This is a genomic window from Stenotrophomonas sp. S49 (genome assembly GCF_016624905.1).
Classification (GTDB): domain Bacteria; phylum Pseudomonadota; class Gammaproteobacteria; order Xanthomonadales; family Xanthomonadaceae; genus Stenotrophomonas.
In genome coordinates, this window is the sequence record NZ_JACVUD010000106.1 from 1 (window position 1) to 14,054 (window position 14,054).

Genomic DNA, 14,054 nt, shown 5'->3' on the forward strand with positions numbered 1-14,054 from the left:
CGCCCCGCGCGGCCCCGGCCCGGGCGCCCCCCCCCCCGCCCCCCCGCCCCCCCCCCGCCCACCGCTCTCAGATATCGCTGTGATGGTGCGGCACGTTGGCCGGCAACGGATCCTGCCCACCCACGAAGTGCCGCACGATCGGTCCGCGCTCACCACGGTGCAGGCCGCGCAGCGTTTCCTGGATCGCCTTGTCGTCGGCGGTGATGCGCTCATGCTGGCGCAGGTGCTCCAGCCACGACGGGGTCACGAAATACTCCAGGTGTACGCCCGGCGTTGCCACGTCTTCCACCACGCCCCACACCACCGCACCGTCGCGACGGCGGATCGTGCCCAGCGCGCGCATCTGTGCCTGGAACAGCGCGCGGTCGCCGGCTTCGATGCGGTATTCCACCGTCACCAGCACCGGGCCGCGATCATGCGATACCGGCACTGCCAGCTCCGGAGCCGGCCAATGCCCGGCCGGGCGCAGGTTCAGTTCTTCAGTGCCGGCAATGCGCACGCGCCAGACCAGCAGGCCGCCCACCACCGCGCCCGCGGCCGCAACCAGCAGGGCCAGTTCCGGCGAAGTGCGCTGGGCCAGCGCGCCCCAGCTCAGGCCACCGGCCGCCATGCCGGCCGAGAACACCATGATGTACAGCGCCAGCGCACGTGCACGCACCCATGCCGGCACCGCCGTCTGCGCCGCGATCTGCAGCGAGGACAGCACCGTGATCCAGGCGAAGCCATTGACCAGCATCACCACCGGCAGCACGTACCAGCTACGGGTCAGGGCCAGACCGACCAGGCTGCACGCCAGCGCCAGCGTCGCCAGCAGCACCAGCAGGTCGCGATCAAGTTTGGCGCGCAGTTTCGGCAGCAGCAGCGCACCGCCCACCGCACCGATGCCAATGCAGCCCAGCAGGATGCCGTACTGCCCTGCCCCGCCATGCATCTGCCCACGCACCACCACCGGCAGCATCGCGTTCATCGCTGCGGCGAAGAAGAAGAAGCCCACCGATTTGATCAGCACCGCCTGCAGGCGACCAGCACGGCTGGCGTAGCGCAGGCCTGCCTTCAGGCCCGCACCGAAGCCTTCCGGCGGCAGGCTCGATGCCTTCGGGTCGCGCTTCCAGCCCCAGACCACGAACAGCATGGCGGCGAAGGTGACGGCATTGAAGCCGAAAGCCCACACCGCACCCAGCTGCGCCACGATCACGCCGCCGATGGCCGGGCCGATCGAACGGGCGATGTTGATGCCGATCGAATTCAGCGCCACCGCCGAGGCCAGCATCGGCTGCGGCACCAGTTCAGAGACGATCGCAGCCTGCGCCGGCATGGCCATGGCCGCACCACAGCCCATGCAGAAGGTCAGCAGCACCAGCAGGTTGGGGGTCAGCAGGTCGAACGCGGTCAGCGTGGCCATCACCGCCGCCACCAGCAGCATCCAGCCCTGGGTGAACAACAGGTATTTGCGGCGGTCGACAATGTCGGCCAGGGTACCGGCGGCCAGCGCCAGCAGCACGATCGGCACCGTGGTGGCCGACTGCACCAGGGCCACCATCAGCGGCGAGCCGGTGCGCTCGGCCATGACCCAGGCCGCGGCGACGTCGTTCACCCAGGTGCCGATGTTGCTGGCCAGGATCGCCAGCCACAGGGCCCGGAACATGCTGACTTTCAGCGGGGACCAGGCACCTGCGGCCTGGGGGGAAGATTGTGACGCGGTTGCGTTCACCATTGCCATGCTCCAACGATCGATGCGAACAGGGTGTCCTGGCCGCCGGCCTGCTTCAGTGCAGGACCGGCATCGACCCAGGCCAGCTGCAGCTGCCATTGCCAGTGTTCGCTGGCTTGCCAGCGGGTTTCGGATTTGTATTGGGTGCCGATGCGGCGTGCGCCACCGGCACTGCCGGGCAGCGCCGACAGCGGCGCGGGGGTGGTGTACACCGCATCGGCGCGGCGGTGCTTCCAGGCCATCTGCACGCCCAGTTCGGTGGTGACCTTCGGGTCCAGCCGCAGCGCCAGCGTCGGCTGCACATCCATCAGGTTGGCCGGCGCCAACAGGCTGGCCTCGCTGAAGTACGCCGATTTGGGGAACAGCGCGTTGAACGTGCCCAGCCGGCCGTCATGCAGGTTGCCATCGCCACTGGCCAGGTCGGCCTTCAGGCCCAGCCGCGGTTGCAGCGGCAACGCCGACCAGCGCCAACCCGTGTCCGTGGCGATGGTCCATGCACGGATGTCCAGATCGGCGCCGGCCGTGCGCAGCTCACCGCCCTGGGCCACCAGTTCGGTGTTCCAGTCCAGCCCGCCGGCCTGGCCATACCAGCGCGTGCCCACGGTCTGTCGCCGCTCCACGCCCGTGCCGGCGGCGAAGCGCGCACCGTCGCGGCGGTAGTCCAGCAGGTAGACATCCCACTGCCCTGCGCCGTGTCCACGTGCGGTGGTGGCATAGGCGCCCCATAGGTGGGCACCGTGTTCGCCGCGGTCATCGAACGCACCGGGGCGGTTTTCCACCGGGCGTAGCGCCATCAGGTCCAGCTGTCCCATGCGCCCGTTCCAGCCAACGCGCGCACCATCGAAGGCCAGGCGGATGTTCGGGCCATCGCGCACGGACAGCAGCCGCGAGCTGCCGTATCCAGCTTCCTGCCGGCCCAGCTGCACGTGCCAGCCTTCGCCCTGCCAGCGCCAGTAGGCCTGCTGCACATCCAGCGCGCTGCGATCGGTGCGGCCGGGGCCGCCAGCCTTGCCGTCCTCGGCGTGCACGCCCAGCTGCAGCTTCGCTTCCCAGTCATCACGGCGGTAGGTGGCCGCCGCCAGCGCGCGCAGCAGGCCGTAGCCATCCTCGCCGCCGCCCACGCCGAAGCGCGTGGGGTCGTAGTACAGCCCACGCACGCGCACTGACGCATCCCACTGCAGCTGGCCGTCACCCACTGCCGTGCAGGCACCACCGTCGCAGGCCAGCGCCAGCGACGGCGCGGCCAACGCAGCCAACGTCAGAAAGCGAAGCACGAGCACCCCATGGCGCCCCAGAACGCGGTCAGATCATCGGTCGGTGCGGCGTGGTGGGCGGCGTGGCCGTGCGCACCATGGGTGCCGCAGGCGGCGCCATGATGATGGTGGTGGGCCGCGGCCAGTCCGGTGGCCACGCCACCCACGTGGTAGCCGCCGAACTTGTTCACCGGCGACCAGTCCGGCATGGCCGGCGGCAACTGCGGGGCCAGCCCGGCGTAGTCGCCGTCGGCATGCACGATGCGGCCGCCGACCACGGTCAGCAGGCTGGTGATATCGGCGATCTGCCCATCATCCACGCGGAAGAAGTCGGCCGACAGCACGATGAAATCGGCCAGCTGGCCTTCCTTCAGCGTGCCCTTCACCGCTTCGTCGCCGGAGAACCAGGCACTGCCCTGGGTCCACAGGCGCAGCGCCTGTTCGCGTTCCAGCAGGTTCTCGTCGCCATACAGCGCCAGCCCACCCACGGTGCGCCCGGTCACCAGCCACGACAGCGCCACCCACGGGTTGTAGCTGGCCACGCGCGTGGCATCGGTACCGGCGCCCACCGGCACGCCCTCGGCCAGCATGCGCTTGACCGGCGGGGTGTGGCGCGCGGCCTGCACGCCATAGCGCTGCACGAAGGCCTCGCCCTGGTAGGCCATGCGGTGCTGCACGGCAATGCCGCCGCCCAGCGCGCGGATACGCTCGATGTTGCGCGGGGTGATGGTTTCGGCGTGGTCGATGAACCAGTGCAGGCCATCGAACGGCACCTCGCGGTTCACCTGTTCGTAAACGTCCAGGATGCGGGTGATGCTTTCATCGTAGGTGGCGTGGATGCGGAACGGCCAGCGCTTTTCCACCAGCAGCTTGACCACGTCGTGCAGCTCCGGCTCCAGCTCCGGCGGCAGTTCCGGGCGCGGCTCGTTGAACAGCTCGAAATCGGCCGCCGAGAACACCAGCATCTCGCCGGCACCGTTGTGGCGCAGCAGGTCATCGCCCTGGCGCGGCTGCAGGATCTCGCTCCAGCCACGGAAGTCGTTCACCTCGTTGCCCTTGTTCTGGGTGAACAGGTTGTAGGCGATGCGCACTGTCAGCTGGTCATCGCGATGCAGCTGCTCGATGACCTGGTAATCCTCGGGGTAGTTCTGGAACCCACCACCAGCGTCGATCACCGAGGTGATGCCCAGGCGGTTCAGCTCACGCATGAAGTGGCGGGTGGAGTTGGCCTGGTATTCCACCGGCAGGCGCGGGCCCTTGGCCAGCGTGGCATACAGGATGAGCGCGTTGGGCTTGGCCAGCAGCAGGCCGGTCGGGTTGCCCAGCGAATCGCGCACGATCTGCCCGCCCGGCGGGTCCGGGGTGTCCTTGGTGTAGCCGCAGGCACGCAGCGCGGCACGGTTCAACAGCGCGCGGTCGTACAGGTGCAGCAGGAACACCGGCGTATCCGGCGCGATGTCATTGAGTTCCTGCAGGGTCGGCAGGCGCTTTTCGGTGAACTGGCTGGCGGTGAAGCCGCCGACCACGCGCACCCATTGCGGCGCCGGCGTGCGGTCGACCTGCGCCTTCAGCATGGCCATGGCGTCGGCCAGCGAACGCAGGCCGTCCCAGCGCAGCTCCAGGTTGTAGTTCAGGCCACCGCGGATCAGGTGGGTGTGGCTGTCATTCAACCCGGGAACCAGGCGACGGCCCTGCGCATCCAGGATGGTGGCCTCGTTGCCCCAGGCGCGCATGATCTCCTCATCACTGCCCACGGCGACGATGCGGCCTTCCTGCACGGCCAGTGCCTGCGCGTGCGGGCGTTGCGGGTCCAGCGTGGTGATACGGGCATTGCGGATGACCAGGGTGCTCATGCGGCGCTCCTTGGATGTTGATTCGATGGCGCCGGCGGCAGTGCCGGCCAGGCCCAGCGCCAGCGCGGCGCCGGCACCCAGCACGACGTTGCGGCGGCCGGGATGGTGGAGGTCGGAACTCATGCAAGGTCTCCCTGCAGCAGCGGGCCATCCAGCGCCCAGGCACCGGGCCCGGCGCAGGCGATGGCCAGCAGGACGAAGGTCCACATCAGCGGGTATTCGACCCCACCGCGCATCCAGAACCAGCCCTTGGGCAGGGCCAGCAGCGCGGTGAAGCCAATGAACGCGGCCGCCGCCAGGGCGGCCACGTGGGTCTGCCAGCCCAGCAGCACGGCCAGGCCGGACAGCACCTGCAACAGCGCCAGCAGCAACGGCAGGGGCGCGGCCGAGGGCAGGCCGAAGCCGCGCAGTTCGCCGGCGAAGCCACCCAGGCCGGGGCCGCCGAACCAGCCCAACAGCTTGCCCAGTGCATGTGGCAGCAGGAATCCACCTGCCGCCACGCGCAGCATCAGCAAGGCCAGGTCCAGGCCGTGACTGCTGGTCATGCTCAGTGACCGCCTTCCTGGGCGCCGAACATGGTCTTGGCGTACTGGATGCCGATGCCGTAGCCACCGGCGTGGTCGCGGGCGATGCCGGTGGTCAGGCCATAGGTTTCACCGCGCGCCCAGTCGCGCTGCAGTTCCAGCAGGTACTGCACGCTGGTGATCGGCACGGCACCGGCCTGCACCATGCGGGTGATGGCGCGTTCGTGCGCTTCGTCGCTTACGTCGCCACAGGCGTCGGTGATCACGTAGACCTCGAAGCCCTGCTCCAGCGCCGACAGGGTCGGGCCGACGATGCAGACGCTGGTCCACAGGCCACCCAGCACCAGGCGGCGCTTGCCGATGCGGTTGATCTCATCGATCACCGGCTGGTCTTCCCAGGTGTTCATCGAGGTGCGGTCGAACACGGTCTGGCCGGGGAAGATCTCCGGCAGCTCTGGGAACATCGGGCCGGAGAACGACTTCTCGGCCACGGTGGTCAGCACCACCGGCACGTTGAAGCCCTTGGCGCCCTTGCTGATCAGCGAGACGTTGTTGCGCAGGGCCGAGATGTCGATGGTGTGAGTGGCGAAGGCCATCTGCGATTGGTAGTCGATCAGCACCAGGGCGTGGTCGGTGGGCGACAGCAGGGCCTTGGCGGGGGTGGCGGTTGCGGTGGTCATGGTCAGACTCCAGGGGTGGTTGAAGGCGGGGGCGTCAGGCGGCCGCAGGCGCGCTCGGCAGGCAGCCGCAGCGCGGCGTCACCGGCCAGGTACTGGCCCGGGCTGCAGCCGGTCTCGGCGCGGAAACTGCGCACGAAATGGCTCTGGTCGAAGAAGCCCAGGTGTTGGGCCAGGTGGGACATGGAACCGGTGCTGTCGGGCAGCAGTTGTCGGGCGCGTTCAATGCGCCGGCGGCGCACATAGCGCAATGGGCTGGCACCGGTACCGGTACGAAACAGGCGCACCAGATGGAAGCGGCTGACGCAGGCCACTTCGGCCAGCTCGGTCACCCGCAGCGGCTGCGACAGGTGTTCGTCGATGTAACGCAGGGCGCGCTGCAGGGCGGCCGATTGGTTCGGGGCAAGCGCGTCTGCCGCGAACGCAGGCGGGGTTTGCAGGGCCATGCGAATGCACCGCGACGGGGGCCTTCATGGTGCGCTGCGGTCGTGCCGCGCCCTACCCCCGACGGTCCAGCGTGGCACTCACCCTTTTGGGGGAGGCCCGCGCTCCAGCACACGCCGGCCGAACTGGCGTGCATCCACTGAATAGGCCCCGGGGCCCAGCAGGAACAGCGCCACCGGCAGTGCCAGCAGCGGCCACGGCGCGGCCTGCAGCCACAGCCCAAGCAGGGCCAAGGGCACCGCCAGCGGGGTCAGCCAGCCCAGCAGCAACAGCGCCTGCGCGGCCATGCAGACCAGCCAGACCCCACTGCCAGGCGCCTGCGCCGGCCACAGCGCCGCCGCCAGGCACAGGCGCAGCCACAGCAGGCCGATCCCCGGCGCGCGGTCGGGGAACATCACGAACAAGCGTTGCATCGGCGGCCTCCCTGCTCCATGCCGATGTGATAGCGCACCCACACGCTGGGCGCCTGCCCCGTTCGGGTCACCCCGGGCTGCCCCGCACCTGCCAGAATGACGGCATGCGCGCCCTCCCCCGCTCTTTCCTGCAGTGCCTGCAGGGGCTGATCTGCTGCCTGTCGCTGGCGTTGCCGGCGACGGCGCTGGCCGTGCAGCAGCCGCCGGTCAGCACCGGCATGCCCGGCTACCAGCACACGGCCTGGCGCGTGGGCCAGGGCGCACCGGGCGATATCTGGGATATCGCCCAGGACCGCGATGGCCTGCTGTGGCTGGCCACCGGCTCGGGTCTCTACCGCTTCGATGGCCGCCGCTTCGAGCGCCAGGCAGCGCCGGCGGGCCAGCGCTTCCCTTCGACCAACATGGTCACTCTGGCGCGCGACCCGCAGCAGGGCCTGTGGATCGGCTACTTCCAGGCAGGCATCAGCCACAGCCAGCCCGGGCGGCTGGACAACTACGGACGCGCCCAGGGTATCCCCGTGGGCGTGGTGCCGCGTTTCGAGCACGATCGCAATGGCAGGCTGTGGGCCGCAGTGAACGGCGGCCTGCGCTGGTTCGACGGGCAGCACTGGCAGGCCGATGCCAGCACCGGGCTGCCCGACCACCGCGTGCAGTGGGTGTTCCAGGACAGCCACGGCACGTTGTGGGTACTGGCCGACCTGCAGGTCTGGTCACGCCCGGCAGGTGCCTCACGCTTCACCTCGACCGGCATCGCCGTCTCGCAGATGTCCACCCTGGCCGAGAGCCCGCGTGGCGAAGTGTGGCTGGCCGACCGCAACCGCGGCACCCTGCCGCTGGCTGACCGCAACGGCGTGCTGCCGGCCAGCGAGCGCGAGGCGCGACGCCTGCCCGGCCTGCTCGCCGCGCGCATGCAGTTCACCGCCAATGGCGACCTGTGGGCGACCTTCAGCCCGCACGGTGGCGTGGCCCGGGTCAGCTTCGACGGCAACACTGCCACCGGCATCGAGCGCTTCGATACCGCCGAAGGTTTGACCGCCACGTCGGCGGTACCGGTGGTGCTCGATCGCGAAGGCAATATCTGGGTAGGCACCAACCTTGGCCTGAACCGCTTCCGCGCGCGCAGCGTGCAGACCCTGGCCGTCGGACCGACCGACCCGTATCGCTCGCTGGTACGCACCGACGATGGCCGCGTGTATGGCTATGGCGAAGACCTGCAGCCCTACGATCTGCGCCGGCAACTGCTGGACCGCAGCGCGCAGGAGCTGCAGGCGGCCGCGCGCCGGGATGCGCGCCCGATGTGGCAGTTCGACTGGGTGAACTTGGCCCGCACCGATGCCGGGAAGACCACGCGCATTCCGCTGCCTGCGCCGTTCACGGGCCAGCCCAGCCACGCCCTGTTGTTCCCCGACAACGACAATGCGTGGATCTGCGCCGGCGAACAGGCCGTGCTGCATTACCAGGCCGGGCACTGGCTGCGCGAACCGCGCCTGCCCGAGCGTGCGTGCTCCAGCCTGGCCCAGGGCAGCGATGGCAGCCTGCTGCTGGGGTATGCCGATGGCCGGGTACGCCGCCTGGACAGCACCGGCGTGGCCACCTACGGCAGCGCGCAGGGGCTGGATGTCGGACCGATCACCGCCCTGCTGCAGCACCACGATCTGCTGCTGGTTGCCGGTGAGTCGGGCCTGTCGGTGCGTATTGGCAATGGCAGGTTCATGAGCGTGCGCACCGACCTGGCCGGCGTACTGGAGGGCATCACCGGCATCGTGGTCGATGGCCGCGGCCGGGTCTGGTTGAACGGCAGCCGCGGCCTGGTCCGCCTGCAGGAAACCACCCTGCGCAGCGCGCTGCTGCAGGGCACACCGCTGAGCCCGCGCCTGTTCGATGCGGTGGATGGGATGCCGGGCATCGCCCTGCAGAGTGGCCCCATTTCCACCGCGGTGCTGGCCGCCGACGGCCTGCTGTGGCTGGCCACCAACCAGGGGCTGGCCTGGCTGGATACCACCCAGAACCACATCGACACCCAGGCCCCGGGCGTGCGTATCGGCGATGTGCTGTACGGCGATACGCACCAGCCGCTGACCGAAGGCCTGCAACTACCGGCCGGCACCACCCAGCTGCAGATCGATTTCGTGGCGTTGTCACTGGCGCGGCCCGAACGCAACCGCTACCGCTACCGCCTGTCCGGGGTGGATGACAGCTGGCAGGATGCCGGCAGCAGCACCCGTGCCTACTACACCAACCTGGTTGCTGGCAGCTACCGCTTCGAAGTGGAAGCGGCCAACGAGGACGGCGTCTGGAGCCAGGAGCCTGCCAGCCGCAGCTTCCGCATCGCCCCCACCTTCGTGCAGACGGTGTGGTTCAAGCTGCTGTGCGCGCTGGTGGTGCTGCTGGTGCTGGCCATGGCCGTGCGCGTGCGCAGTGGCCAGCTGGCCGCGCTGTTCCGCGCCCGGCTGCAGGAACGCCACGGCGAGCGCGAACGCATTGCCCGCGACCTGCACGACACCCTGCTGCAGGGCAGCCAGGGGCTGATCCTGCGCCTGCACGCCATCAGCCAATCCGAACGCACCCCGGACCCGGTGCGCGCACAGCTGGAATCGGCCATGCAGCTGGCCGAGCGCAACCTGGCCGAAGGCCGCGAACGGGTGAACGCGCTGCGCGATGGTCCGTTCAGTGGCCGCGACCTGGCCACGGCGTTGGCCGATGTGCATGCCGAGTACGCTGGCGAAGGCACCAATCCGCTGCGCCTGACCGTGGAAGGCACCCCACCGCCCCTGCAGACCGACGCCGCCGAGGAAGTGTTCCTGATCGGCCGCGAGGCCATCCGCAACGCCATGCGCCACGCCCAGGCCAGCGCCATCGAAGTGGAGCTGTCCTACGGCCCGCGCAGCTTCCTGCTGCACGTGCGTGACGATGGCATCGGCATTGCCGACCCCGGCGCCAGCCACGGCCACTGGGGCCTGCAGGGCATGCGCGAGCGTGCACAGCGGCTGGGCGCCGAACTGCAGCTGTGGACCCGCCCTGGCCTGGGCACCGAAGTCGCGCTGGCCGTGCCCGGCCGCCGCTTGTACCAACGACGCGCGCCACGCTGGCGCTGGCCCTGGAGCCGCCACACCCATGACTGATTCCCTTGCCCCCATCGGCGTACTGGTGGTCGATGACCACCCCCTGCTGCGCGATGGCCTGGCCGCCCTGCTGTGCGCACATGCCGACCTTCGCCTGCTGGGCGAAGCCGCAGACGGCGAGGACGCCGTTGCCCGTTACCAGCAGCTGCAGCCGGACGTGGTGCTGATGGACCTGCAGATGCCACGCCTGGACGGCGTGGAAGCCATCGTGCGGATCCGCGCGCTCGATCCGCGCGCGCGCATCATCGTGCTGACCACCTACCGCGGCGACGTGCGCGCGGTGCGCGCGCTGCAGGCCGGCGCCAGTGCCTATCTGCTGAAAGACATGCTGCGCCACGAGCTGGTGGATACCATCCGCACCGTCGCCGACGGCCGCCGCGCGGCTATTCCGGCCGAAGTGGCCGCCAGCATCGCCGCCCACGTGGTGGAAGATCGCCTGTCGCCGCGGGAAACGGAGGTACTGCGCCACGTGGCCAGCGGTATGTCCAACAAGCGCATCGGCGAGCGCATGCAGATCTCCGAGCAGACCGTGAAGGCGCACATGAAGAGCCTGATGGACAAGCTGGGCGTGGGTGACCGCACCCACGCGGTCACCCAGGCCCTGCGCCGCGGCATCATCAGCCTGGACGACGGCAACCCGTAACGTCGAGCTTGCTCGACGGCCTCTGCCTCACCGTAGCGTCGAGCTTGCTCGACGGCTTCTGCCTTACCGTAGCGTCGAGCTTGCTCGACGGCTTTCCGCTCAGTCGAGCAAGCTCGACTCTACGTTCATGGTGTTCCGCTCAGTCGCGCGAGCTCGACTGCGCATTCCACGCGGCCACCTTGGCGCGGGTATCGGCCAACATCTTGTCCAGCGCGGCGCGGTCATACACATCCCCGCGCAGGATCACGCTGTCGATCTTCTGCGTTGCCGCAATGTCCTGCAGCGGGTTGGCGGTCAACAGCACCAGATCGGCAGCCTTGCCCGCGGCCACACCGCCATAGCGGTCCATCTGCCCGAACCACGCCGGGCCGGAGCGGGTGGCCGCCGACAGCGCCTGCGGTGCGCTCAGCCCCTCCTTCACGAACAACTGCAGTTCCTGGTGCAGGCCAATGCCGGGGAAGTTGTACGAATTGAGGAAGCCTGCGTCGGTGCCGGCGATGATCGTCACCCCTGCTTCCTGCAGCATCGGCAGCACCGCGGCCACCTGGTGGTACTGCGCATGGCGCGCCTCGATCTGCGCCGGGCTGGCCTTGGCCGCACGCTCCACGCGCCAGGTGTAGGTCGCGCGCAGACCGGGGCCGATGTAGGCCAGGTAGGGATCATTGGCATGGTCATCCTGGTCCAGGAAATCCAGGATGCGCCCACCATTGAGGGTCGGGGTCACGAATACGCCGCGCTTGGCAAAGTCGCGGTAGGCGTGCATCGCGGTATCGCGGTCGAAGCTGGCGTCCAGGCGGCGGTTGGCTTCGGCGCGGTCGATGCGGCCAGCGCCGAAGTCGGCGGCGATCTGCGCCTCATCCTTGCTGCCGGCCTTGAACGCGTAATCCAGGTGCTCAATGGACGCCAGGCCCGCATCCACCGCCTGCTCCACAGTCAACGCCATCGGAATATGGCCGGATGCCTTCAGGCCCGCCTTGCGCGCAGCGCTGGCCGCGTACAGGAACAGATCCGGCTTCAGCGTACTGTCGGTGATCTTCACGAAGTCGACCTTGTCGTGCTGCAGCCGCGTGATCGCCTGATCCACCTGCGCCTTGTCACCGACTTCGATGGTGCCCTTCCACACCGGCTTGATGCCCTCGATCTTCGCCCCGGAACTGAGCAGGCGCGGCCCGAACAGGGTGCCGTCGGCAATCTGCCCGCGCCACTGCAGCACCTGTTCCGGCAGGTCGCCCGAACAATCGCGAATGGTGGTGATGCCGTGGGCGATGTACAGCGGCAGCAGCGCCTTGTTTTCCTCCACCAGCGCCGGGCCGCCACCGAAGTGTACGTGCATGTCCCACAGGCCCGGGATGAGGTACTTGCCGGCGGCATCGATCTGGCGGCTGGCGCTCCACTGGCTGCGCAGCTGCGCGTCGGGCCCCACCGCCACGATGTCATCGCCACGGATCACCACGCTCTGCCCGGGCAGGCTGCGCGCGTGCTCGATATCGACCACGGTGGCATTGCGGATCAGCAGGTCGGCGCGCTCGGCCGCAGACGCCGACAGCGGCGCGACAGAAACAAGGATCGCAAGGGACAAGGGGCAGCAACGGAGCATGGACGGCATCCTGGTAGGCACGCGGGCGTGCGGGGTGTAAGGGATATCAGTGGGTCGCGCCGTGCTGGCGCAGCAGGGTTTCGATGGCGGTGTAGCCGCGCTGGCGGGCATGCGCCAACGGCGTCACGCCATCACCGTCGGCCAGATGCGGATCGGCGCCGGCCTCCAGCAGCAACTGCACGATCTGCACGTGGCGTGGGCCGCCATCCCCGAGCAGGATGGCCTCCAGCAGCGCGGTCCAGTGCAGACGATTGACGTGGTCCACGGCCATCCCGGCGCGCAGCAGCGTGCGCACAGTGGCCACGTGGCCGCGCTCGGCGGCCGGAATCAACGCGGTACCGCCATAGCGGTTGGTACTGCGCAGATCTGCACCGTGGGCCAGGGTCAACGCGAGAATGTCATCCAGCCCGCGCGCGCCGGCGTACAGGTAGGCGCTGTCCTGCAGCGCATCCTTGGCATTGACGTCGGCACCGGCGTCGATCAGCACACGTGCCGCCGCCAGCCGGTTGCCGTGGGTAGCCAGCAACAGCGCCGTACGGCCCTGTGCGTCGCGCGCCTCCAGCTGGGCACCGCCCTCCAGCGCCGCCCGCACGGCCGCGGCATCACCACGGGCAGCGGCATCGTGCAGGCGCACATAGGCCGCGCCGGTGCTGGCCGAACAGGCAGTCGGCAGCACCGCCAGCAGGCACAGCAGCAACAGGCGCCCCAGCGTGGGACAGCGGCGGCAACGATGGGTGCGCATCTGCGTTTCTCCTGTGCGACGGGCCGGAGCGGCACTTCGCCCCGCTTGCCGCACCCTTTCCTGCATGGTAGAAGTCGCAGCAATCATCCAGAAGTGAAATGTTCAAATGGCTGACAGTGCCAAATCGAATAGAACCCTGTTCGAACTGGACCTGCTGCGGGCCCTGGTGATGGTGGCGGACTGCGGCAGTTTCACCACCGCCGCCACCCGCCTGCACTCCACCCAGTCCACCGTGAGCCAGAAGGTACGGCGGCTGGAGGAACTGGCTGGACACCGCCTGCTCGAACGCGGCCACCGCGATGTGCACCCCACCGACGCCGGCCACACCCTGCTGGGTTACGCACGGCGCATGCTCGATCTGAACGAGGAGCTGGCCCAGGCACTGGCCGGTGCCACGGTGGAAACCGCGGTACGCATCGGCGTGCCCGAGGATTTCGTCAACCCGCAGACCACCCGCATGCTGGCTGCCTTCAGCCGCCGCCACCCGCAGGTGAAGCTGGAAATCAGCAGCGGCCTGAGCCGCGACCTGGCCCATGGTTTCGACCATGGCGAGCTGGACCTGGTACTGGTGAAGCAGCGCCGCAACACCCGCCAGGCGGTGCACTGCCGGCGCGAGCCGATGCACTGGATCGACAGTGTGCGCAGCAGCAGCCTGCAGCACGATCCGCTGCCACTGGTCACCTTCCCGCCGCGCGGGCTGTACCGCGACGAGATGATCCAGGCGGTGGAGGCGCTGGGGCTGCGCTGGCGCATTGCGTTCACCAGTTCCTCGCTCAGCGGCATCCAGGGCGCGGTGGCCGATGGCATCGGCATCAGCCTGCTGCCGCGCCGCGCGGTGGGCCGCGAGCATCGCATCATCGATGGCGAACGCCGCCTGCCGGTGATCGACAACTACGAGTTGGGGTTGCTGCACCGCCCCGATGCAGACGAAGCCGTACGCGCACTGGCCGCCGAACTCTGGCGCCAGGTGCAGCGCGAAGTGGAGTAGTTCTTTGTTTGCAGGGCTGCGCCCTGCACCTGCCCATTCAACGTCAACGTCAACGTCAAAGGCTGGATTCCTGGGGTGGGCCGGGTG

12 protein-coding genes are annotated in these 14,054 nt (G+C 69.2%); 3 read left to right on the forward strand and 9 right to left on the reverse strand.

From position 1 onward, the window contains the following. Positions 1-67: 67 nt before the first annotated feature. The 7 genes from IAE58_RS17555 to IAE58_RS17585 form a co-directional block, all read right to left on the reverse strand. Positions 68-1,714 (reverse strand): MFS transporter, encoded by a 1,647-nt coding sequence (locus IAE58_RS17555; RefSeq protein ID WP_199934392.1) that lies wholly within the window; start codon positions 1,712-1,714, stop codon positions 68-70. Further along, entirely contained in the window at positions 1,708-2,991 is a 1,284-nt protein-coding gene (locus IAE58_RS17560) for an alginate export family protein (protein ID WP_199934393.1), read from the reverse strand. Before IAE58_RS17560 ends, IAE58_RS17555 begins: the two co-directional genes overlap by 7 nt. Continuing rightward, a complete protein-coding gene (locus IAE58_RS17565) occupies positions 2,970-4,817 on the reverse strand; it encodes an amidohydrolase (RefSeq protein ID WP_199934401.1) in 1,848 nt (615 codons plus the stop codon). The genes IAE58_RS17560 and IAE58_RS17565 overlap by 22 nt, the downstream gene beginning before the upstream one ends. 119 nt (positions 4,818-4,936) lie before the next feature. Further along, complete coding sequence (locus tag IAE58_RS17570; RefSeq protein ID WP_199934394.1) at positions 4,937-5,362, reverse strand: DoxX family membrane protein; 426 nt, start codon at positions 5,360-5,362, stop codon at positions 4,937-4,939. Between the two features lie 2 nt (positions 5,363-5,364). Next, positions 5,365-6,021, reverse strand: coding sequence for a hydrolase (locus tag IAE58_RS17575; protein ID WP_108749849.1), 657 nt, complete (start codon positions 6,019-6,021; stop codon positions 5,365-5,367). Positions 6,022-6,023: 2 nt separating this feature from the next. After that, entirely contained in the window at positions 6,024-6,464 is a 441-nt protein-coding gene (locus IAE58_RS17580; RefSeq protein ID WP_108762207.1) for an AraC family transcriptional regulator, read from the reverse strand. A gap of 78 nt (positions 6,465-6,542) precedes the next feature. Beyond that, positions 6,543-6,875, reverse strand: coding sequence for a hypothetical protein (locus IAE58_RS17585; protein WP_199934395.1), 333 nt, complete (start codon positions 6,873-6,875; stop codon positions 6,543-6,545). Positions 6,876-6,979: 104 nt separating this feature from the next. Here IAE58_RS17585 and IAE58_RS17590 point away from each other — a divergent pair, with 104 nt between their 5' ends. Together IAE58_RS17590 and IAE58_RS17595 are read left to right on the forward strand one after the other, a co-directional pair. After that, on the forward strand, positions 6,980-9,997 hold the full coding sequence (locus tag IAE58_RS17590; RefSeq protein ID WP_199934396.1) for a sensor histidine kinase: 3,018 nt from the start codon (positions 6,980-6,982) through the stop codon (positions 9,995-9,997). Then, on the forward strand, positions 9,990-10,640 hold the full coding sequence (locus IAE58_RS17595) for a response regulator transcription factor (RefSeq protein WP_199934397.1): 651 nt from the start codon (positions 9,990-9,992) through the stop codon (positions 10,638-10,640). Before IAE58_RS17590 ends, IAE58_RS17595 begins: the two co-directional genes overlap by 8 nt. Before the next feature lie 139 nt (positions 10,641-10,779). Here the strand turns inward: IAE58_RS17595 and IAE58_RS17600 are convergent, their stop codons facing one another. Both IAE58_RS17600 and IAE58_RS17605 read right to left on the reverse strand, forming a co-directional pair. Next, the gene (locus IAE58_RS17600) at positions 10,780-12,237 is read right to left on the reverse strand and encodes an amidohydrolase family protein (protein WP_199934398.1); all 1,458 of its coding nucleotides are present in this window, start codon (positions 12,235-12,237) and stop codon (positions 10,780-10,782) included. Positions 12,238-12,283: 46 nt separating this feature from the next. Further along, complete coding sequence (locus tag IAE58_RS17605) at positions 12,284-12,979, reverse strand: ankyrin repeat domain-containing protein (protein ID WP_199934399.1); 696 nt, start codon at positions 12,977-12,979, stop codon at positions 12,284-12,286. A 106-nt stretch (positions 12,980-13,085) separates the two neighbouring features. On the opposite strand from IAE58_RS17605, the gene IAE58_RS17610 reads away from it, so the two are divergent. Continuing rightward, entirely contained in the window at positions 13,086-13,967 is an 882-nt protein-coding gene (locus IAE58_RS17610; protein WP_199934400.1) for a LysR substrate-binding domain-containing protein, read from the forward strand. Positions 13,968-14,054: the final 87 nt, after the last annotated feature.